The sequence below is a fragment of the Streptomyces sp. NPDC044002 genome, assembly GCF_056434525.1.
In genome coordinates this window covers 115,086-135,550 of sequence record NZ_JBWKEZ010000010.1, presented here as the reverse complement: position 1 = coordinate 135,550, position 20,465 = coordinate 115,086, and the positions used below count along the sequence as shown (strand labels likewise).

13 protein-coding genes are annotated in these 20,465 nt (G+C 73.3%); 11 read left to right on the top strand and 2 right to left on the bottom strand.

The window, feature by feature from the left end; all coding sequences use genetic code 11:
- Nucleotides 1–30 precede the first annotated feature (30 nt).
- Complete coding sequence (locus AC07A6_RS10810; RefSeq protein WP_386271794.1) at nt 31–1,338, bottom strand: DegT/DnrJ/EryC1/StrS family aminotransferase; 1,308 nt, start codon at nt 1,336–1,338, stop codon at nt 31–33.
- Nucleotides 1,332–2,360 (bottom strand): NAD-dependent epimerase/dehydratase family protein, encoded by a 1,029-nt coding sequence (locus AC07A6_RS10805; RefSeq protein ID WP_478776872.1) that lies wholly within the window; start codon nt 2,358–2,360, stop codon nt 1,332–1,334. The genes AC07A6_RS10810 and AC07A6_RS10805 overlap by 7 nt, the downstream gene beginning before the upstream one ends.
- A 904-nt stretch (nt 2,361–3,264) precedes the next feature.
- Here AC07A6_RS10805 and AC07A6_RS10800 point away from each other — a divergent pair.
- The 11 genes from AC07A6_RS10800 to AC07A6_RS10750 form a co-directional block, all read left to right on the top strand.
- Nucleotides 3,265–4,749, top strand: a complete 1,485-nt coding sequence (locus AC07A6_RS10800; protein WP_478776903.1) for a sugar transferase — start codon at nt 3,265–3,267, stop codon at nt 4,747–4,749.
- A 73-nt stretch (nt 4,750–4,822) separates the two neighbouring features.
- The gene (locus AC07A6_RS10795) at nt 4,823–6,139 is read left to right on the top strand and encodes a nucleotide sugar dehydrogenase (RefSeq protein WP_362470165.1); all 1,317 of its coding nucleotides are present in this window, start codon (nt 4,823–4,825) and stop codon (nt 6,137–6,139) included.
- Nucleotides 6,129–7,409 (top strand): glycosyltransferase family 4 protein, encoded by a 1,281-nt coding sequence (locus AC07A6_RS10790; protein WP_362470161.1) that lies wholly within the window; start codon nt 6,129–6,131, stop codon nt 7,407–7,409. The genes AC07A6_RS10795 and AC07A6_RS10790 overlap by 11 nt, the downstream gene beginning before the upstream one ends.
- The gene (locus AC07A6_RS10785) at nt 7,406–8,779 is read left to right on the top strand and encodes a Wzz/FepE/Etk N-terminal domain-containing protein (protein WP_478776871.1); all 1,374 of its coding nucleotides are present in this window, start codon (nt 7,406–7,408) and stop codon (nt 8,777–8,779) included. The genes AC07A6_RS10790 and AC07A6_RS10785 overlap by 4 nt, the downstream gene beginning before the upstream one ends.
- Nucleotides 8,776–10,326, top strand: a complete 1,551-nt coding sequence (locus tag AC07A6_RS10780) for a Wzz/FepE/Etk N-terminal domain-containing protein (RefSeq protein WP_478776870.1) — start codon at nt 8,776–8,778, stop codon at nt 10,324–10,326. Before AC07A6_RS10785 ends, AC07A6_RS10780 begins: the two co-directional genes overlap by 4 nt.
- 3 nt (nt 10,327–10,329) lie before the next feature.
- On the top strand, nt 10,330–12,264 hold the full coding sequence (gene asnB / locus AC07A6_RS10775) for an asparagine synthase (glutamine-hydrolyzing) (RefSeq protein WP_478776869.1): 1,935 nt from the start codon (nt 10,330–10,332) through the stop codon (nt 12,262–12,264).
- Nucleotides 12,265–12,283: 19 nt separating this feature from the next.
- On the top strand, nt 12,284–14,467 hold the full coding sequence (locus tag AC07A6_RS10770) for a bi-domain-containing oxidoreductase (protein ID WP_478776868.1): 2,184 nt from the start codon (nt 12,284–12,286) through the stop codon (nt 14,465–14,467).
- A complete protein-coding gene (locus tag AC07A6_RS10765) occupies nt 14,464–16,434 on the top strand; it encodes a heparinase II/III family protein (protein WP_478776867.1) in 1,971 nt (656 codons plus the stop codon). The genes AC07A6_RS10770 and AC07A6_RS10765 overlap by 4 nt, the downstream gene beginning before the upstream one ends.
- Nucleotides 16,435–16,450: 16 nt before the next feature.
- Nucleotides 16,451–18,004 (top strand): right-handed parallel beta-helix repeat-containing protein, encoded by a 1,554-nt coding sequence (locus tag AC07A6_RS10760; protein WP_478776902.1) that lies wholly within the window; start codon nt 16,451–16,453, stop codon nt 18,002–18,004.
- A 1-nt stretch (nt 18,005) separates the two neighbouring features.
- Entirely contained in the window at nt 18,006–19,232 is a 1,227-nt protein-coding gene (locus tag AC07A6_RS10755; protein ID WP_478776866.1) for an O-antigen ligase domain-containing protein, read from the top strand.
- Between the two features lie 2 nt (nt 19,233–19,234).
- On the top strand, nt 19,235–20,465 hold a 1,231-nt coding region (locus AC07A6_RS10750; RefSeq protein WP_478776865.1), incomplete at its 3' end, for a glycosyltransferase.

Below are 20,465 nucleotides of genomic sequence, written 5' to 3'. Positions count from 1 at the left end.
TGTCGTTCGTGTCCTGTCCGTCCCGGCCCGTCAGTGCGCCGGGCCGGCCGTCCGCCGGGTCAGGTCGATCAGCGCGTCCCGCTCCTCGACGAGAACCTTGTACAGGACCTCGGCGTAACGGTGCATCGTCGTCGCGTCGTTGGGCGGGCCGAAGGAGCTGAGGCTCTGTCCGAGGACCAGGCGGCGCAGGCAGACCTCCTCGCTGACGGGGTACTGCGCCGGATCGTAGTGGTGGCCGGGGCGTGCGTGTCCGCAGCTCCAGGGGCAGCCGCGGCCGTAGCCGCGGAGCTCCTGGAACAGGGTCTGTCCGGGTACCGGCTGCGGCTGCCAGCGCGTGATGTGCAGGCCCTCGGCGTTCACCGCCCGGGCGAGGGCGTCGCGGAAGGCGGCGACGGGGAGGCCGTCGAGACCGAGCTCCTCGGGCACGACGAGCAGCGGGTAGAAGAAGTACACGTGCGTGCGGTCCTCGGGGACGGCGGGCGTGCGGATGCCGGGTACGCCGGCCAGGGCCCGCGTGAGGGCGGCCCCGTTGGCCTGCCGGACGCGGGACATCTGCGGCAGGCGGGTGAGCTGGGACCGGGCGAACGCGGCCGCGAGGACATCGATCCGGTAGTTCCAGCCCATGATGCGGGCGTTGTAGTCGCGGCTCTGGCCCGGGAGTTCCTCGCCGAACATCAGCACCCGCCGGGCCAGCCGCTGCTGTTCCTCGTCGCGCGTCGCGAACAGGCCGCCCTCGCCGAGGGCGGAGAGGGTCTTGGACCCGTTGAGGCTGGCGCCGCTCAGGGTGCCGAGGGACCCGACGGGGCGGCCCCGGTACTCGGCGCCGTGTGCCTGGGAGGCGTCCTCGATGAGGGCGAGGCCGTGCCGGTCCGTGATCGCCCGCAGGGCGTCGTAGTCGGCGGGCAGGCCGTTGAGGTCCACGGCGACGACGGCGCGGGTGCGGTCGGTGATCCGCTCCTCGATCCGGGCGGGGTCGATGTTGAAGGTGGTGGGGTCGGTGTCCACGAACACCGGGATCGCGTTGGCCTGGAGCACGCAGGAGGCCGAGGCTAGGAAGGTGTCGGCGGGCACGAGCACCTCGTCGCCCGGCTCGACTCCCGCGGCCGCGATCGCCATGTGCAGGGCCGCGGTGCCGGAATTGGCGGCGAGGACGTGCGGCATGCCGGTGTACTCGGCCCAGGCTTCTTCCAGGTCGCTCACCGTGCGCATGGGCCAGTGCCAGGGGGTCGCCCCGTCCATCGCGTCGAGCACGGCCTTGCGGTCGGCGTCGGTGATGTGCGGCCAGGGGGCCGCCTCCCCCGGGGAGAGCAGCGGTGCCCCTCCGTCGACGGCTAGCACGTCCTGGCCTCCAGGCTCCGGCGCGCCGGGGTCTCCCGGCGGAAGACCGCCCTGGCGGTGGGGAGTTCGGGGAACGGTCCGAGCAGGGCCGCCAGGCAGGCGAGGCCTTCGGCCAGGGTGATCCGGGGAGCGAAGCCGAGCCCTCGCAGCCGGGTGGTGTCGGCGAGGAGCGTGAAGCTGTCGGCCAGGCTGGAAGGGTCGGCTTCCAGCAGTGCGGGGCGGCCGGTCGCCTTCCCCACCGACTCGGCGAGCTCGCGCATGGAGACGGCGGTGCCGGTGCCCAGGTTGTAGGTCTCGCCGTCGGCGCCCCGGTCGGCGAGGGTGATCAGTGCCCGGCAGAGGTCCTCGACGTGGATGAAGTCGCGGCGCTTGCGGTCGATGTCGCCGACCACCGGGATGGGCCGCTCGTTGAGGTGCCAGCGCAGGAACTGCGAGACCTCTCCGCCCGCCCGGCGCGGGTCTTCGCCGGGGCCGTAGACGACGAAGGAACGGCCGGTGACGACGGGCAGTCCGGCGGTGGCGTGCAGGCTGCGCAGGGTCAGCTCGCCGGAGAGCTTCGAGGCACCGTACGGCAGGAAGGGCCGGGTGGGGTGGTCCTCGCGGATCGGGCCGCGGCCCGGGGTGCCGTAGACGATGGCGGAGGAGAGGTAGACGAGGCGGCGCACTCCCAGCTCCAGGCAGGCGTTGCCGACGTTGCAGGTCGCGAGGGCGTTGAGGTGGAAGTCGCGGCGGGGGTCGGCCACCGACTCGGTGCCGCTGGCGTTGCCGGCGAGGTGGAACACGGCGTCCGCGCCGCGCAGCGCCAGTAACGTCTCGCCGTAGTCGCGCAGGTCGGCGCGGACGTGGGAGACGCCGGGCAGTTCCGCGAGGCCGGGGGGAAGCGGGGCGTGGTCGACGACGGTGACCTTCCGGGACAGCAGGCCGAGGGCCGTGACGAGGTGCCGGCCGACGAAACCGGCTCCACCGGTGACGGCCACCTCCTCGTAGTGCGTTTCGGGTGTGTCGGGGCCGTGGTGGTGCACGATCACTCCATTCGGGGTCCGGTGTGGGCCGGCGGGGTCCGACGGGATCCGGGGCGAGGGGAATGGCGGGAACGGGCGGGCGCCGGGCCGGGGTCACGCGGGGCGCGCACGCCGGCCGCCGTGCACCCGGTGTGCACCGGGCCGGCGTGCCGTCCGGTGCCGGTCCCGGACCCGCGGTGCCGCTCACGCACCTGTTCGATGGCCGGCCCAGCCAGTGCACCACGCCTCCTCCCCGTCGGCGCAAGGGGTGCCGGGGAGACTGGCCGAGACCGCCCACCGCCCGGCCGCGCGGCGGCGAGAAGAGCGGAGTTGGTCTGTTTCCGCCCCCGCCGAGGGCGGAGGGAGAAGCTCCGCACAAACCGGAAGCAGGGGGCGCACCGTCGCACGGCGGCGCCCGGATGGCCGGTTCGGCGGGGTTGACCTGGGGCGACAGGAGGTGCTCCACAGCGGGGACACCCGGGGCGCCCACCGATCCGTGGAACCCGTCTGAAGGTGTGAACACGAATTTCACACATCTGCTCTTCATACCGGCTCGCCATGGTCTAGATTGACCGTGCTTCAGCTGTTCGTACACGAGCAACCAGTAAATGATCTACAGGCCAGGCGCTACGGAAAGCCAGCAAACGCGTCCCCCCGGCACGAGGCGTGGGGGATGATCAATTCTCGGGGCCCGGGAAAGGGCCTTGGGTGCGGGGGAGCACCCGAGGTTTCGGCGGGTTCTCGCGCACGTCGCAAGTCCGGCGGGGCACGTCCGTTCGCTGCCGCCGGGATGGGTTGTCCAAGCAGTTCCAGACGGCCGGGGGGGGATCCCGGGGAGGAACGGCGCGGTCGGGAGGCGGGGGCCTCCCGGCGGAGCACGGTGATTGGCGAACACGTCGTACCACTGGGGACCTTGGGGGGTTCTGTGCGGCAAGGGGGATTAGTCAGCCCGTTCCCGCCTGCGCGCGGGCGTCTGGCGAACGGGGCGATCAGCCGTCCCGCGACTGACTGGGAGCAGCGGTACCGACGTACCGTGATCACCAGCGATTCCGTGGTCACCGCCCTCGTGGTGGCGTCCATCGGCAACTTCTTCGGGGCCAGGGACGCGGCCAACTGGCACGAGAAATGGGGAATTCTCGCATTCGGCACCGAACTTCTGGTATTGGCCGCACTGGCCGTCAACCGGTCATGGGCTCCGGCGGTTCTCGGCCAGGGCGCCGAGGAATTCCGCCGGCTCGGGCGCTCGCTGTTCACGGCGACCGTATTGCTGGCGCTCGGCGGGATCGCCCTCGCCTCGCGCAACATCAAACTCTGGATCTTCGTCGCGATCCCCGCGATCGCGCTCGTCACCATGACCACGCGGTACGTTCTGCGCCTCTGGCTGCACAAACAGCGGAAAGAGGGGCAGTGCCTGCGGCCGGTGCTCGCCGCCGGGAGCCCGGCCACCCTGCGCGACCTGATCACCCGCACCCGCAAGTTCCCGCACCTCGGCTGGCGGGTGGACGCGGTGTGCACGACGGACGGTCTCGGGCTCGACGGGGACGGTGACCAGCTGGACGGCGTACCCGTCGTCGGCCGGCTGGCCGACGTGGCCAACCACGTCCGGCGCGACGGCTACCGCGTCGTCGCGGTCACCCCGGACCCGCACTGGTCGCCGGACCGGCTCCAGCGGCTGGCGTGGAACCTGGAGGGCAGCGACGCCGAGATGGTCGTGGCCCCGGTCCTGATGGAGGTGGCAGGCCCGCGGCTGCACGTGGACGCGGTGCTGGGGATCCCGCTGCTGCGGGTCAGCATGCCGATCTTCACCGGCGGCCGCCGGGCCGTGAAGGAGGTCGTCGACCGGGTTGGCGCGGCGGTCCTGCTGATGCTGTTCGCGCCGCTGATGGTGCTGGTCGCGCTGCTGGTGGTCGCCGACAGCCGGGGCGGGGCGGTGTACCGCCAGCGCAGGGTCGGCAAGGACGGACGCGAGTTCACCATCCTCAAGTTCCGCACCATGGTGGCGGACGCGGACCGGGTCCGTGCCGAGCTGGCCGACCGCAACGAGGGCGCCGGCCTGCTGTTCAAACTCCGCCGGGACCCGCGGGTGACCCGGGTGGGATCGGTGCTGCGCCGGTACTCGATCGACGAACTCCCGCAGCTGTTCAACGTGTTGACGGGTTCGATGTCGCTCGTCGGCCCGCGGCCCCCGCTGCCGGAGGAGTCAGCCGCGTACGGTCCGGACATCCGGCGGCGGCTGCTGGTCAAGCCCGGGCTCACGGGCCTGTGGCAGATCAGCGGACGCAGTGACCTGTCATGGGAGGAGGCGGTCCGGCTGGACCTGCGGTACGTGGAGGACTGGTCGCTCGCCCTGGACACAGTGATCTTGTGGAAGACGCTGCGTGCGGTGGTCTACGGGCAGGGGGCCTATTGATGCGCGGGAGTCGTCGTCGGGCAGACGCGCGGACCGCAGGCCGTGGGGGCCTGCGTGGGGGGAGGAACGAGTCATGAGGGTCAGTGTTTTCGGGCTCGGCTACGTGGGCTGCGTCTCGGCCGCGTGCCTGGCCGACATGGGCCACGAGGTCGTCGGCGTGGACGTCAGCCAGGTGAAGGTGGACCTGGTCAACGACGGCAAGGCCCCGGTGGTCGAGGAGCGGATCGGCGAGCTCATCGCCGAGGTCGTGCGGACGGGGGCCCTGCGCGCCACCGGTGACGTCCGCGAGGCGATCATGGAGAGTGAGGTGTCGCTGGTCTGCGTGGGCACGCCCTCGGAGCCCAACGGCAGCCTGTGCACCACGTATCTGGAGCGGGTCACCGAACAGATCGGCGCGGCGCTGGCCGAGCGGGGCGGGCGGCACACCGTGGTGTTCCGCAGCACCATGCTGCCGGGCACCTGCCTGGACCTGCTGCTGCCGATCCTGGAGAAGTCCGTCGGCGGGACGGCCGGGGTGGAGGTCGGGGTCGCGGTCAACCCGGAGTTCCTGCGCGAGGGCACCAGCGTGCGGGACTTCTTCGACCCGCCGAAGACCGTCATCGGCGAGCTGGACGCGGCCAGCGGAGACGTGGTGGCCGCGCTCTACGAGGGCCTGCCCGGCGAGGTGTTCCGGGTCCCGGTCCCGGTGGCCGAGGCGATCAAGTACGCGGACAACGCGTTCCACGGCCTCAAGATCGGGTTCGCCAACGAGCTGGGCGCGGTGTGCCGGGCGCTCGGGGTGGACTCGCACCAGGTCATCGACGTGTTCCTGGCCGACCGCAAGCTGAACATCAGCCCGGCCTACCTGCGGCCCGGCTTCGCCTTCGGCGGGTCCTGCCTGCCCAAGGACCTGCGCAGCCTGGTCCACGCGGCGCAGCGGGCCGACGTCTCGGTACCCATCCTCTCCCACGTGCTGCCCTCCAACTCCGACCACCTGCAACGCGCGGTGGACCTGGTGGAGCGCACCGGAAAGCGCCGGGCGGGCCTGTTCGGGCTGTCGTTCAAGCCCGGTACCGACGACCTGCGCGAGAGCCCGCTCGTCGAGCTGGCGGAGCGGCTCTTCGGCAAGGGCTACGACCTGAAGATCTACGACGCCAACGTGAGCCTCTCCCGGCTGCTCGGCGCGAACCGCGAGTACATCGAGAACCGGCTGCCGCACCTCGCGCACCTGCTCGCCGACTCCGTCGACGAGGTGCTCGACCACGCCGAGGTGTGCCTGGTCGGGACCAGGGACCCGGACGTGCTGTCGGCGCTGCCGCACGGCGACGGACCGGTGATCATCGACCTCATCCACCTTCCCGACGCCGACGCGCGCCGGACCGAACCGGGGTACGTGGGCCTTGCCTGGTAAGACATCGCGTGGTGCGGCCGGCCGCGGCCGCACCACCGGCCGGCGTGCGCTGGTCCTGGTGGAGAATCTGTCCGTGCCGTTCGACCGGCGGGTGTGGCAGGAGTGCACGACGCTGCGCGACGCCGGCTGGACGGTGGACGTCATCTGCCCGCAGGGGACCAAGCGGGACACCGAGCCGGAGGCCGAGATCGACGGGGTGCGGATCCACCGCTACCCGCTGCGCGCGGCCACCGGAGGACCGGCCGGCTACCTGAAGGAGTACGGATCGGCCCTGTGGCACACCATGCGGCTGGCCCGCAAGGTCGGGCCGGTCCACGTCGTCCACGCCTGCAACCCGCCCGACCTGCTGTTCCTGCCCGCCCTGTGGCTCAAGCGGCACGGAGCGCGGTTCGTCTTCGACCAGCACGACCTGGTCCCCGAGCTGTACCTGTCCCGGTTCGACCGCGGCGAGGACCTGCTCTACCGGGCCGTGTGCGCGCTGGAACGGCTGACCTACCGGGCCGCCGACGTCGTGCTCGCCACGAACGAGAGCTACCGGGACGTCGCGGTGCGCCGCGGCGGCCGGCGGCCGTCGGACGTGTTCGTGGTGCGCAGCGCGCCCGACACCGACCGCTTCCACCCCGTGCCGCCCGAGCCCGAGCTGAAGCGCGGCAAGCCCCATCTGCTGTGCTACCTCGGGGTCATGGGCCCGCAGGACGGCGTCGACTACGCCCTGCGCTCGCTGGCGAAGCTGCGCGACGAGGTCGGGCGCGGCGACTGGCACGCGGTGTTCGTCGGCGGCGGTGACACCTTCGACGCGATGGTGGAGCTGTCCCGGCAGCTCGGGCTCTCCGAGCAGGTGCAGTTCACCGGGCGCGTCTCCGACGCCGACCTGGCACGGTACCTGTCCACCGCGGACGTGTGCCTCTCCCCCGACCCGCGCAATCCGCTCAACGACGTGTCGACCATGAACAAGGTCCTGGAGTACATGGTGATGGGCCGGCCGATCGTCTCCTTCGACCTCAAGGAGGCGCGGGTCTCCGCCGGCGACGCCGCCGTGTACGCCCCCGCCAACGACGAGGGCGAGTTCGCCCGGCTCATCGCGCTGCTGCTGGACGATCCCGAGAAGCGGGCCCTGATGGGCAAGATCGGCCAGGAGCGGATCAACGGGCCGCTCGCGTGGCGCAATTCGCAGGCCTCGCTGCTCTCCGCCTACGCCGCCGCCTGCCGTGACCGCCGTCCGGCGGCGGCGGGCTCCTCCGACGGCACGGGGAAGAGGCCGCGCCGTTGAGCGACGACACGATACGCCTGGTCACGATCGGGCGGATTCTCCGCCGGCGCTGGCGGCTGCTCACCGTCCTCGCCGTGGTGGGCGCACTCGTCGGCTACGGCACCTCCCTGCTGGTTCCCCCGCGCTACACGGCCTCGGCCCCGGTCCTGCTGCCGGGGGCGTGGGAGGAGCGCGAGCTGCTGACCCAGGCGGAGATCGCGGCGAGTTCGGTGGTCGTCGACCGCGCGGCCACCGCGCTCAACTGGACCAAGGTCAGCCGCACCGAACTGCATGACCGGGTGAGCGCCAAGGCCGCGGACGGCAACATCATCAAGATCTCGGGCACGGCGGACACCCCGGAGCGCGCGCAGCGGCTCGCCGACCAGGTGGCGCAGCAGTTCGTCGCGTTCGCCGCGCGGATCTCGGGTGACAGCACCGACCCCGACGCGGCGGCGCGGCCCGAGGCGCTGCGGCAGCTGGTGACGCAGACCAGCCGCCGGATCACCGAGCTGGCGGACGCGGCCGGCCGGGGGCAGACGGTGGAGAGCGTGCAGACCCGTACCGAGCTGACGAAGCTGCGCACCACGCTCCAGGAGGCCGTCGACAAGCTGGAGCAGGCCGACCCCGCCGCCGGCAAGGCCATCAAGAACAACATGGTCGTCATGGGGCCGGCACCCCGGCCCACCGGCGAGGCGCCGCCGACCAGGACGCAGCTCATCGTCGCGGGGGCGGTGCTGTTCCTCCTCCTCGGGGTCGTCGGCCACCTCGCCGCCACGCGGATGAACCGCCGGCCGCGCACCGGGGCGGAGATCGCCAGGGTGCTGGGCGCGGCGGTGCTGGGCACGGTCGACGTGCCCGCGGAAGAGCCCGGGGAGCGGCCGCAGGGCCGCGGCCCGCGGGCCGGTGTCCGCCGACTGCTCGGCCTCGACGTCCGGTGGGACGTACCGGCGCCGCGCGCGTCCGACGAGGCGGGCAGGCTGGTCCGCTACCGGCGGGTGCACGCCCGTCTGGGGGACGGGACGTCGGCCCCCCGGTCGCTGCTGCTGCTCGTTCCGGAGGGCGACGGGAACGCCCTGCGGGCCGCCGGGCAGTTCACCGCCGGCGCCGAGGGCGAGCCCCGGCTGCGGCCGGCCGGGGTCTCGGTGTCCCGGCCGATGGTCGCGGACCGCGAGGACGAGTCGGGTGCCGTCGTCCTGCTCAGCCCCGGCAGCCGGACCGCCGGGGAGCTCGCCGGGATCGCCGAGGCGTGTGCGGACGCCGGGCACGAGATCGTCGGAATCGTCCTCGTCGGCACGGTCCGGACCGGTGCGGCGGGGAAGGCCGGCCGTCGCCGCGAGGCCGCCGCACCGGCACTGGCGGCCGGCACCGACGCGACGGGAAGTTCAGGGTGACCATGAGTACGACTACGGAGCCGACGCACGCCGCTCCGCTGCTGGACCTGCAGACGCTCGTGGTGTCGGTGCGCAGGCGGCGCCGCCTCTGGAGCTCCCTGGCGCTGCTGGGGCTGCTCATCGGCGCGGCCGTGGCGGTGCTGCTGCCGCCACCGCCGACCGCGGTGGCCAAGGTGCTGGTCGCGCACCAGCAGGACCAGCCGAACGACCCCGGAACGCTGATCCGCACCGACGTCGCGCTGCTGCAGACCACACGGATCGCCGAGCAGGCCCTGAAGACCCTGAAGTCCCCGGAGAAGCCGGAGGACTTCATGAAGGACTACGCGGGTGCCGGCCTGACCAACAACCTGCTCCAGATCGATGCGACCGGTGACAGCGACGCGCAGGCCGTGGCCCGTGCCAAGGCGCTGGCCGACGCGTTCGTCGCGGACCACGTGCGGCGGATCAGGGAGGCCGCGGAGGCCGAGTCGAAGACCCTGCTCGACCAGCGTGACCGGTTGCGGGAGGAACTCGACCAGGTCAACAAGGCGATCGGGAACGGAACGCCGGAGACCGGGCCGAAGGGGTCGGCGAACACCGAGTCGCTCTTCGCCCGCCGGGCCGAACTGACCGCCCGGATCACCGACTTCGGCCAGCGTGCCGCGGAGGCGCGCGTCGGCACGCCCCAGCTCATCGCCGGTACGCAGGTCGTGGACGCACCGCGCGCGGTGCGGCACTCCCTGCCGAAGGCCGCCGCCACCGACGCCGCGATCGGGCTGGTCCTCGGTCTGGTCCTCGGGCTCGCGGTGGCCGCGGTCGGCGCGGTGGTGGCCGACCGTCCGGTGCTGCGCCGGGAGATCGCGGCGAACCTGGGGGCGTCCGTCATCACGGAGCTCCCCCGCCGGTCGGCCGGCCGCCTCCAGCGGCGCGGCACCCGGGGGGCGCGCGAGCGGCTCACCGCGTCCCTGGCCCGCTCGGTACGCGGTTCCGCGGAGCCGGTGTCGCTGCTGGAGCTGGGCTGCCCGCAGGCCGCGGCGCTGATCGCCCTGGACCTGGCCGCGGCCCTGGCGGCGGAGGGTGCGGTGTCCGTCGTCGACGGCCTGCCGGGCCTCCGGCTCACCCGCCACCGCCGCAGGCCCGCGGAGCTGGCGGTGGTCGGCGAGGACGCCGCGGCGGCGGCCGGCGGGGAGCGCCGGTTCGGCGTGGGCTCGGTCTCGCCCGGCACGGCGTGGACCGACCTCCAGTACCTCGGTACCCGGACCGTGCTCGTCGTCCGGGCCGGGCACGGCAGCGCCGCGTGGCTGCACACGGTGGCGCGGCAGCTCGCCGAGCAGCGCATCACGGTGCTCGGCGTGGTGCTGATCGACCCCGATCCGCGCGACCGGACCGACGGCACCTTGTGGGACGGGCCGCACACGGCGCCGCGCGGGCGGAACGGGCGGCCCGCCCGGCAGGACGACGGGGGCACCTCCCGCGCCGTTCAGGCAGTGGAGAACGGCGGGCGGCAGGCGGAACGGCCGCCCGCGTGGGCGGCGCACGTTCCGGACAGCGACCAGGAGGCACGGTAGGACATGTGTGGCATCGCAGGCACGTACCGGTGGCCGGACGGGAAGGCCGTGACCGACCGGCTCACGGAGACCCTCGCCCACCGCGGTCCGGACGGGGCCGGCCGGTACGGCCACCCCGTCGGTGACGGCGAGGTGCAGCTCGGGCACCGCCGGCTGGCCATCATCGACCTCTCGGAGACCGGCGCCCAGCCGATGGTCTCGGACGGGCTCGTCCTCACGTACAACGGCGAGCTGTACAACGCCCCCGAGCTGCGTGCCGAGCTGGCGGCCGCCGGGGTGCGCTTCCGGGGCACGTCCGACACCGAGGTGCTGCTGGAGGCGTGGCGGCGCTGGGGCACGGACTGCCTGCCCCGGCTGCGCGGCATGTTCGCGTTCGGGGTCTTCGACGAGCGGACCGGTGAGCTGGTGCTCGCCCGCGACCAGCTCGGCATCAAGCCGCTGTTCCTGCTCCGGCGCGGCGGGGGCCTGGTGTTCGCCTCGGAGCTGAAGGCGCTCGCCGCGGCGACCGGGGGTTCGCTGGAGGTGGACCACGCGGCGCTGGTGGCCTCGCTGCTGTACTACTGGGTGCCGGACTCGCGGTGCGCGTACCGCGAGGCGGAGAAGCTTCCGCCGGGGAGCTGGCTGCGGTGCCGGCCTGACGGCAGTGTGGAGCGCGGCCGGTACTGGAACCTCAGGGACGTCGCGGCCGAGGGCCGGGAGCGGGCGCGGGCCGGTGAGCTGCCCGATCTGGCCGCCATCGTCGAGGAGTCGACGCGGCGGCACCTGCTCTCCGACGTGCCCGTGGCGACCTTCCTCTCCGGCGGCCTCGACTCCAGCTACCTGACCGCCCTGGCCGCCCGCCACCAGCCGGGGATGTCCGCCTACACGATCGGGTTCCGGGCCGAGGACGCCAAGTTCGAGGCGATGCCGGACGACCTGCGCTACGCCCGGCAGGTCGCCGAGCGGTTCGGCGTCGACCTGCACGAGATCGAGATCGCCCCGGACGTGCTCGACCTGCTGCCGCGGATGACGTACCACCTGGACGAGCCGATCGGCGACCCCGCCGCGATCAACACCTTCCTGATCTGTTCGGCCGCCCGGGAGGCCGGGGTCAAGGTGATGCTCTCGGGGATGGGTGCGGACGAGCTGTTCGCCGGCTACCGCAAGCACCTGGCCAACGTGCTCGCGCTGCGCTACCAGCGCGTCCCGCGGCCCCTGCGGCGCGGCGTGTCCGGCGCCGTGGACCGGCTGCCGGTCGCCACCTCCCGCCGGGGGCTGCGCTCGGTGCGCTTCGCGAAGCGGTTCCTGTCCTTCGCCGATCTTCCGGAGGAGACGGCCTTCCGGCGCAGCTACACCATGTACGATCGCGGCGAGCTGCTCGGCCTGATCGATCCGGACCTGGCCGGGACGGTCGACGACGTGCTGACCGAGCACGCGGACGTGTACGAGGACAACGACCTCGACGACTTCGTCAACCGCATGTGCCTGGGCGACTCCCGGATGTTCCTGCCGGGTCTGAACCTCGCCTACACGGACCGTTCCAGCATGGCCGCGTCGACCGAGGTGCGCGTCCCGTACGTGGACGTCGAGGTGGTCAAGGCCGCGTTCACCTTCCCCGGGGACCGCAAGATCGCCGGACGGCAGGGCAAGGCCGTCCTCAAGGAAGCGGCGACGTCGATCCTGCCCCGGGAGATCGTCTACCGGCCCAAGGGCCTGTTCAGCGCCCCGCTGCGCGCCTGGATGAGCCGGGACCTGGCGCCGCTGGTGCGCGAGGTCATCAATGACGGCGAGCTCGTCCGTTCCGGGTTCCTGCGCCGCGACGCGCTGGCGCGGCTCGCCGCCGAGGACGCGGCCGGGCAGCAGGACTACTCCAAGCATCTGTGGCACGTACTGACCCTCGAGTACTGGTACCGCGGCGCGACCTCCGGGTCCGGTCAGAGCGCCGGGTTCACGGCTTAGCAATTTCTGAGGAGTTCGGGTGAAGCAAGTCGTACAGAACTACAAGACCGGTGAGCTGGCGGTGCTGGACGTGCCGGTGCCGGGGTGCAAGCCGGGCGGTGTGCTGGTCCGTACCGCCTATTCGCTGATTTCCACCGGGACCGAGCTCATGAAGGTGTCCGAGGCCGGCATGTCGATGCTGGGCAAGGCCCGTTCGCGGCCGGACCAGGTCGCCAAGGTCATGCAGAGCGTGGCCGTCAACGGGGTGCCGGCCACGTACCGCAAGGTGATGGGCAAGCTGGACTCCTACACGCCGCTGGGCTACTCGCTGTGCGGGGTGGTCGAGCAGGTCGGCGCCGGGATCGACGACGTGGCGGTCGGTGACGTGGTGGCCTGCGCGGGCAACGAGCACGCGCTGCACGCCGAGTTGAACTGGGTGCCGAAGAACCTGTACGCCCGGGTGCCGGACGGTCTCGAACCGCGGCACGCGGCCTTCGGCACGGTCGGGTCGATCGCGATGCAGGGCGTGCGCCAGGGCGAGCCGCAGCTCGGCGAGGTGGCGCTGGTCATCGGGCTCGGGCTGATCGGGCAGCTGGTGGTGCAGCTCCTCACCGCCTCGGGGGTCCGCGTCGTCGGTGCCGACCCGGACCCGGCGCGCTGCGAACTGGCCGAGCGGCTGGGCGCGGCGGCCTGCGGCGACCCCGGGTCGGCGGCCGTGGAGGCCGCCGTCGCCGAGCTCACGGACGGGCACGGCGTGGACCAGGTGTACCTGGCGGCGGGCGGCGGCAGCAACCAGCCGGTCGAGCTGGCCGCGCGGCTCTGCCGGGACCGCGGCCGGGTCGTCGACATCGGCAAGTGCCGCCTGGACCTGCCCTGGAACGCGTACTACGAGAAGGAGCTCGACGTCCGGTTCTCCCGCAGCTACGGCCCGGGGCGCTACGACCCGGAGTACGAGCTCGACGGGCGGGACTACCCGATCGGCTACGTGCGCTGGACCGAGCGCCGCAACCTGGCGTGCTTCCTCGACCTGGTCGCCCGCGGCAAGGTCGACGTGGATCCGCTGGTCTCCCACATCGCCGACTTCGACGACGCCGTGGAGACGTACCGGAGCCTGAAGGACGGCGAACTCAAGGCCGTGGCCGTGCTGTTCCGCTACCCCGGACAGGCGCGGGAGGCGCAGGCGCCGGTGCTGTCGGTGCCCGCCGTCAGGCGCTCCGCCGAGGGGGTGTCCGCGCCGTCCCGGGCGGCCGGGACGCCGGTGCGCCTCGCGTTCGTCGGCGCGGGGAACTACGCCACGTCGATGCTGCTCCCCCACCTGGTGGACCGCGAGGGCGTCGAGCTCGCCACGGTCGTCACCACGACTGCGCTGTCCGCGGCAAACGCGCAGCGGAAGTTCGGCTTCGCCGAGGCGACCACCGACCTGGACGCCGTGCTCGGTGACAAGTCCGTCGACGCGGTGTTCGTGGTGACCCGGCACAGCTCCCACGCCGAACTGACCCGGCAGGCGCTGCTGGCCGGCAAGACGGTGTTCGTGGAGAAGCCCCTCGCGCTCACCGAGGAAGAACTGGCGGGCGTCCTCGCGGCGGTGGAGGAGTCCGGCAACGACCGGATCCAGGTGGGCTTCAACCGCCGCTTCTCGCCGCTGCTCCAGGAGGCCCGCAAGCGCTTCGGCACCCGTACCGGCCCGGCGAGCCTGCGCTACCTGGTCAACGCGGGCCGGCTCCAGCACGGCAGCTGGTACCTCCAGCAGGGCACCGAGGGCTCGCGGTTCGCCGGCGAGGGCGGGCACTTCATCGACACGGCGAGCTGGCTGCTGGGCGCCGACCCGGTCTCGGTGTACGCGACCGCGACCACCGGCAACGAGGACCTCCAGGTCGTGCTGCGCTACCCGGACGGCTCCACCGCCACCGTCAGCTACGTCACCACGGGCGCGCCCGGCTTCCCCAAGGAGACGATCGACCTGGTCGCGGACGGCAAGGTGCTGCGGCTGGACGACTTCGTCCGCGCCTCGGTGTACGGGAGCAAGAAGTGGGTCAGCTCGCGGCTGCCGCAGGCCCGGGACAAGGGCCAGCTCGCCGAACTGGCCGCGTTCGTCCGGGCCGTGCGGACGGGCGGTCCGATGCCCGTGCCGCTGGAGTCGCTGGTCGCCACCACGGCGGCCACCCTCGCCGTGCAGGCCGGCCTGGCCGGCGGCGTGCCCGTGACGCTGGCGGACGGCCGATGAGCATGAGCGCGGCCTGGTACCTGCGGCGCCTGTCCCGGATGGGGCCGCAGGAGGTCGGCGGCCGAGTGGGCGACACGGTGCGCAGGCGGCGGTGGCGGTCGGCGCCGCCGGACGCCCCGGCCGTGGGCGGCGCCCGCTTCACCGCGGTGCTCCCCGCGGGGACGGCCGACGCGGTGCCGCCGGACGCGGCCAAGCGCCTCGTCGCGGAGGCGGACCGGCTGATGGCGGGGCACGGCGAGTTCTTCGGGGTGGACCGCGACGACCTGGCCGACCCGGACTGGTTCTTCGACCCGAAGACCGGGCGGCGGGCGCCGCAGGGCTACGCCTTCGACGTGCCGTACCGGGACGAGGAGGCGGTCGGGGACATCAAGCAGATCTGGGAGCCGTCCCGGCACCAGTACCTCACCGTGCTCGCCGCCGCGTACGCGGTCACCGGGGACGAGCGGTACGCCGAGCGGGTGGCGGCGCACCTGCGGTCGTGGTGGGAGGCCAACCCGCCGCTGCGCGGGGTGCACTGGACCAGCGGCATCGAGCTGGGGATCCGGCTGCTGTCCTGGGTGTGGGTGCGCCGGCTGCTCGACGGCTGGCCGGGCGCGGCCGGGCTGTTCGAGGAGAACCCGGTGGCCCGGGAGCAGGTGTGGCACCACCAGCGCTGGCTGGCGGCGTTCCCCAGCCGGGGCTCTTCGGCGAACAACCACGTCATCGCCGAGGCCGCCGGGCAGTTCGCCGCGGCCTGCGCGTTCGGCTGGTTCCCCTCCTCGGAGCGCTGGCGGTCCGACGCGCTGCGGTCGCTGGAGCGGCACCTGCGCGGCAACACCTTCCTCTCCGGCCTCAACCGGGAGCTGGCCTCGGAGTACCACGGGCTGGTGCTGGAGCTGGGCCTGGCCGCGCTGGCCGAGGCGGACGCGGCGGGCGTGCCGGTCCCGGCGTCGGTGCGGCTGGTGCTGCTGCGGATGACCGACGCGCTCGCGGCCGTCGTGGACAGCCGGCTGAGGCCGCCGCGCCAGGGGGACTCGGACGACGGGCACGGTCTGGTCGTCGACGGTGCGGGCACCGACCGCTGGGGGTCGCTGCTGGCCACCGGGGACGCCGTGTTCGGCCGGCTCGGCTGGTGGCCCGAGGTGACGGGCACCGATGTGCGCACCGTGCTGCTGGCCGCGCTCGTCCGGCCCGGAGCGCCGGCGGTGCCCCGCCCGGCGAGCCGTCCGGTCCACTTCCCGGACGCCGGCATGACGGTCCTGCGGGGTGCTGCGGGTTCCGGGGGGTCCGGTGAGCTGTGGGTCCGCTGCGACGGCGGTCCGCACGGCTTCCTGTCCATCGCCGCGCACGCCCACGCGGACGCGCTGTCCGTGGAGGTGCGGCACGACGGGGTCGACGTGCTGGCCGACCCGGGGACGTTCTGCTACCACGGGCAGCCCGAGTGGCGGCAGTACTTCCGGTCGACGCTGGGGCACAACACCCTGCAGCTGGACGGTGGTGACCAGTCCGTCTCCGGCGGGCCGTTCCTGTGGACCCGGCACGCCCAGACCCGCGTCCTGGTCGCGGACACCTCCGACCCGGGGGTGCTGCGCTGGTGTGCCGAGCACGACGGCTACCGGCCTTCCGTGCACCGGCGCCGGGTGGAGCTGATGACCGGCCGCCGGGAGCTGCGGGTGGTCGACGAGGTGAGCGGCCCGCGCCGGGCGGTGCGGCTGGCGTTCCACCTCGGCCCGGCGGTCACCGCGGAGCTGGAGGGTGACCGGGCGGTGCTCAGCTGGAGCCTGGACGGCGAGGACCGGTCGGCGGTGCTCGACCTGCCCGGTCAGCTCTCCTGGCGGGCGCACCGCGGCGAGACGGGCCCGCCGCTGGGCTGGTACTCGGCGGGCTTCGGGCGCAAGGAGCCGGCCACGACGCTGGTCGGCACCGGCTTCGCCGACGACACGGCCGCGTCGGGGGAGTTCGTCACCGTGCTCGGGTTCGACGACTAGGCGGAGGGGGGTGGTTCTGGTGATCGAGTGGCGGAAGTGGGCGTGGCCGGCGGTGCCGGTGGCGCTGGTCGTGCTGGCGGCGGCCGGCTGTGACGGCGGTGCGGGTGCCCCGGCGGGCAAGCCGGGCGGCGTCGCGCCGTCCGCGTCCGCGTCCGCGCCGGCTTCCGCGGCTTCGGCCGCACGGGTGTGCGCGGCCCCGGCGGCCGGGCCGGCGCAGGCGCCGGCGGGGGCGGTGACGGTCGATCCCGCGGTGGCCGGTGATCTCGCCGCGAAGACCAAGAACAGCCCCCCGAAGACCACGTTCTGGCTCATGCCGGGCACGCACCGGCTCGACCCGGACCGCTTCGCCCAGGTCATCCCGAAGGAGGGCGACAGCTACCTCGGGGCGCCGGGGGCGGTGCTCGACGGCGGGAAGACCAACCAGTACGCGTTCGGCGGCGCGGCCCCCGACGTCTCCATCCGCCACCTGACCGTGCAGAACTTCGTCGCGCCGCCGGACGAGGGCGTGGTCAACCACGAGTCGGCCGACGGGTGGGTGATCGAGCACGCGACCATCCAGGAGAACTCGGGGGCGGGGCTGATGGCCGGGGCCCGCCAGCAGGTCCGCGCGAGCTGCCTGCGGGGCAACGGCCAGTACGGGATGAACGCGTACAAGGGCGGCGGGCCCATCGGCGGCCTGGTGATCGAGGGCAACGAGATCACCGGCAACAACAAGGACGACTGGGAGCGGCGCAAGCCGGGCTGCGGCTGTACCGGGGGCGTCAAGTTCTGGGCGGTCAACGGCGCCGACGTGCGCGGCAACTGGGTGCACGACAACCGCGGGACCGGGTTGTGGGCGGACACCAACAACAACGACTTCCGCATCGAGGACAACCTGCTGGAGGCCAACGACGGCGCCGCGCTGATCTACGAGATCAGCTACAACGCGGTCATCCGGAACAACGTGATCCGGAAGAACAACTGGGTCGAGGGCCGCAGGGCCGCCGAGCGGGGCGACGACTTCCCGTTCGCGACCGTCTACCTGTCCGAGTCGGGCGGCGAGCCCCGGGTCCGCGCCCGGACGGACCGGATCGAGGTCTACCGGAACGTGCTGGAGAACAACTGGAACGGGATCACCCTGTGGGAGAACGCCGACCGGTTCTGCAACAGCCCGGCCAACACCTCGTCCGGCGTCTGCACGCTGCTGGTGGACCGCGCCGACCGCTGCTCCGCTCCGGGGATCTCCGGCGCACCGCTGTACGCCGACTGCCGGTGGAAGACCCAGCGGGTGGACATCCACGACAACCGCTTCGTGCTGGACCCGTCCGTCGTCGACTGCACCGCGAAGTGCGACCGCATGGCGGTGCTGGCCAACTACGGCACCTACCCGGAGTGGTCCCCGTACAAGGGCGAGCAGGTGGCCGAGGACGTCTCCCTCAAGCAGCAGAACCGCTGGCACGAGAACGTCTACGTCGGACCGTGGAAGTTCGTCGCCCACGACCCGAGCCGGGTGCTCGACTCCGGCCAGTGGCAGGGCCCGCCGTACCAGCAGGACCAGGGCAGCACCTTCGGCCCGCGGGCCGGTGGTTGAGATGGGCGAGAAGAGGATCGTCGGGATCGTCTGGGGACTGCTGATCCTCAACACGCTCGGCTCGGCCGGGGCGCAGACCATCATCCCGCTCCCCCGGTCGCTCATCCAGATGGCCACCATGGGCGCGCTGGTCGCCGCCTTCGCGCTGGCGCTCTCGGTCAACCTCCGGCTGCGCTTCCGGCCCAGTGCCTACGTGTTCCTGCTCACCCTGCTGCTGGTGCCGAGCGTGATCTCCAGCGCCCACCTGGAGTCCGGGTTCGGCGCGCTGTTCCGCTGCGGCCGGCTGGCCCTCTTCGTCGGCACGCTGTGGCTGCTCACCCGCTGGTGGGACGGCGGCCTGACGTTCGTCCGGCACCACATCAGGCTGTACCTCGCGGTGCTCGGGTCGGTGGCCGCGGGGCTGCTCGTCTCGCCGGGCGCGGCCATGCCCGACCTCTACGGCGGGCGGCTGGTCGGAGCGCTGTGGCCGCTGACGCCGCCGCAGATCGGGCAGTACGCCGCCGTGATCATCGGGCTCACCGTGCTGCTCGTCCTGGGCCGCAGGACCGACCGGGCCGGCGCGGCGGTGGTCGTCGTGCCGTCGCTGGTCCTGCTCGCGCTGACCCACACCCGGACGGCGACCCTCGGCCTGTTCATCGGCCTGGCGCTGGCGATCGGCTCGCTGATGCTGACCAGCTCCGCCGCCCGCCGGTTCTTCGGCTGGGCGGTGCTGATCGCGACGGTGGCCGCGGTGGGGTTCGCCTCCGCGCTGCAGGCGTGGTTCCTGCGCGGACAGAGCCAGGAGAACTTCTCCAACCTCACCGGCCGGGCCAAGGTGTGGGACGCCCTGCTGGCGGCCCCCCGGTCGGCCTCGGAGGAGCTGTTCGGGATGGGCCTGGGCGACAAGTCGTTCGGCGGGCTGCCGATCGACAACAGCTGGCTGGCCGTCTACAACGAGCAGGGGCTGAGCGGCACCGCGATCGTGGCGGCGGTCTTCGTCGTCCTGGGCGGCGTCGCGCTGCTGCGGCCGCCGTCGCTGGAGCGGGCCTGCGCGATCTTCCTGATCAGCTACTGCGCCATCGCCTCGTACACCGAGGCCGGGCTGGGCGACGCCTCGCCGTACCTGCTGCACCTGGCCGTGGCCGCCTCGCTGCTGGCGGCGCCGTCCGGGACCGCGGCGCTCGCGGCCGGCGGCCCCGCACGGCGCATCCCCGTCCCCCGCTGGACCCCGAACCGGGAGGTGACCTGACCATGCACGTCCTCGTGGTGCACAACCGCTACGCCTCGGCGCAGCCGAGCGGGGAGAACAAGGTCGTCGACCAGGAGGTGGAGCTGCTGCGGGCGGCCGGCCACCGGGTCGAGCTGTTCGAGCGGCGCAGCGACGACATCGGCGGCCTGTCCCTGCCGGCCAAGGCCGCGCTGCCGCTGCTGGTGCCATGGAATCCGGGGGTCCGCAAGGAGCTCGCCGCCCGGCTCCGCGCCGTCCGTCCGGACGTGGTGCACGTCCACAACGTCTTCCCGCTCCTGTCGCCCGCGGTGCTGGCCGCCTGCGCCGACGCGGGCGTGCCCGCGGTCGCCACGCTGCACAACTACACCCAGGTGTGCCCGCCTGGCACGCTCCAGCGGGACGGGCGGCCGTGCACCGAGTGCGTCGGAGGGACTCCGCTGCCCGCCGTCCGGCACGGCTGCTACCGGGGCTCCCGGGCGGCGACGGTGCCGCTGGCGGTCAGCCTGTCCGTCAACCGGCGCCGGTGGTGGTCGGGGGTGGAGCGGTTCCTGTGCATCTCCGCCGCGCAGCGCGAGGTCCTGGTGCGGTCCGGCATGCCGGCCGGGCGGCTGGCGGTGAAGCACAACTTCGTGCCCGAGCCCGGCGTCCGCCGGGAGGGCGCCGGCGAGCAGGTCCTCTACCTGGGCCGGCTGGCCGAGGCCAAGGGCGTCCGGCTGCTCATGGCGGCGTGGGACGAGCTGGCCGCGGACGGCGGTGTGGGCGTGCCGCTCGTGATCGCCGGGACGGGGCCGCTGGAGGCGGAGGTGACCGCCTGGGCGGCGGGCCGGGACGACGTGCGCTACGCCGGCCTGTACGACCCGGAGCAGTGCCGGCGGGCCATCGCCCGGTCGGTGGCCGTGGTGGCCCCCTCGACCTGGCTGGAGGCGTTCGGCCTGGTGGTCGTGGAGGCGATGGCGGCGGGGGTGCCGACCGTGGCCGCCGGCCACGGGGCCTTCGTGGAACTCGTCGAGGACGGGGTGACCGGCCTGCTCCACCGGCCGGGCGACTCCGCCTCGCTCGCGGCGTGCGTGCGCCGCGTCACGGCCGATCCGGCCCGTAACCAGGAGATGGGGCGGGCGGGCCGGAACCGGTACGAGAAGGGCTTCGGTCCGGAGGTCGGACTGGAGCGCCTGCTGGAGGAGTACCGGGGGGGGGGGGGGGGGGGCCGCGGGGGGGGGGGGGGGCCCCCCACCCAGGGAAAAAGAAACAGACAAA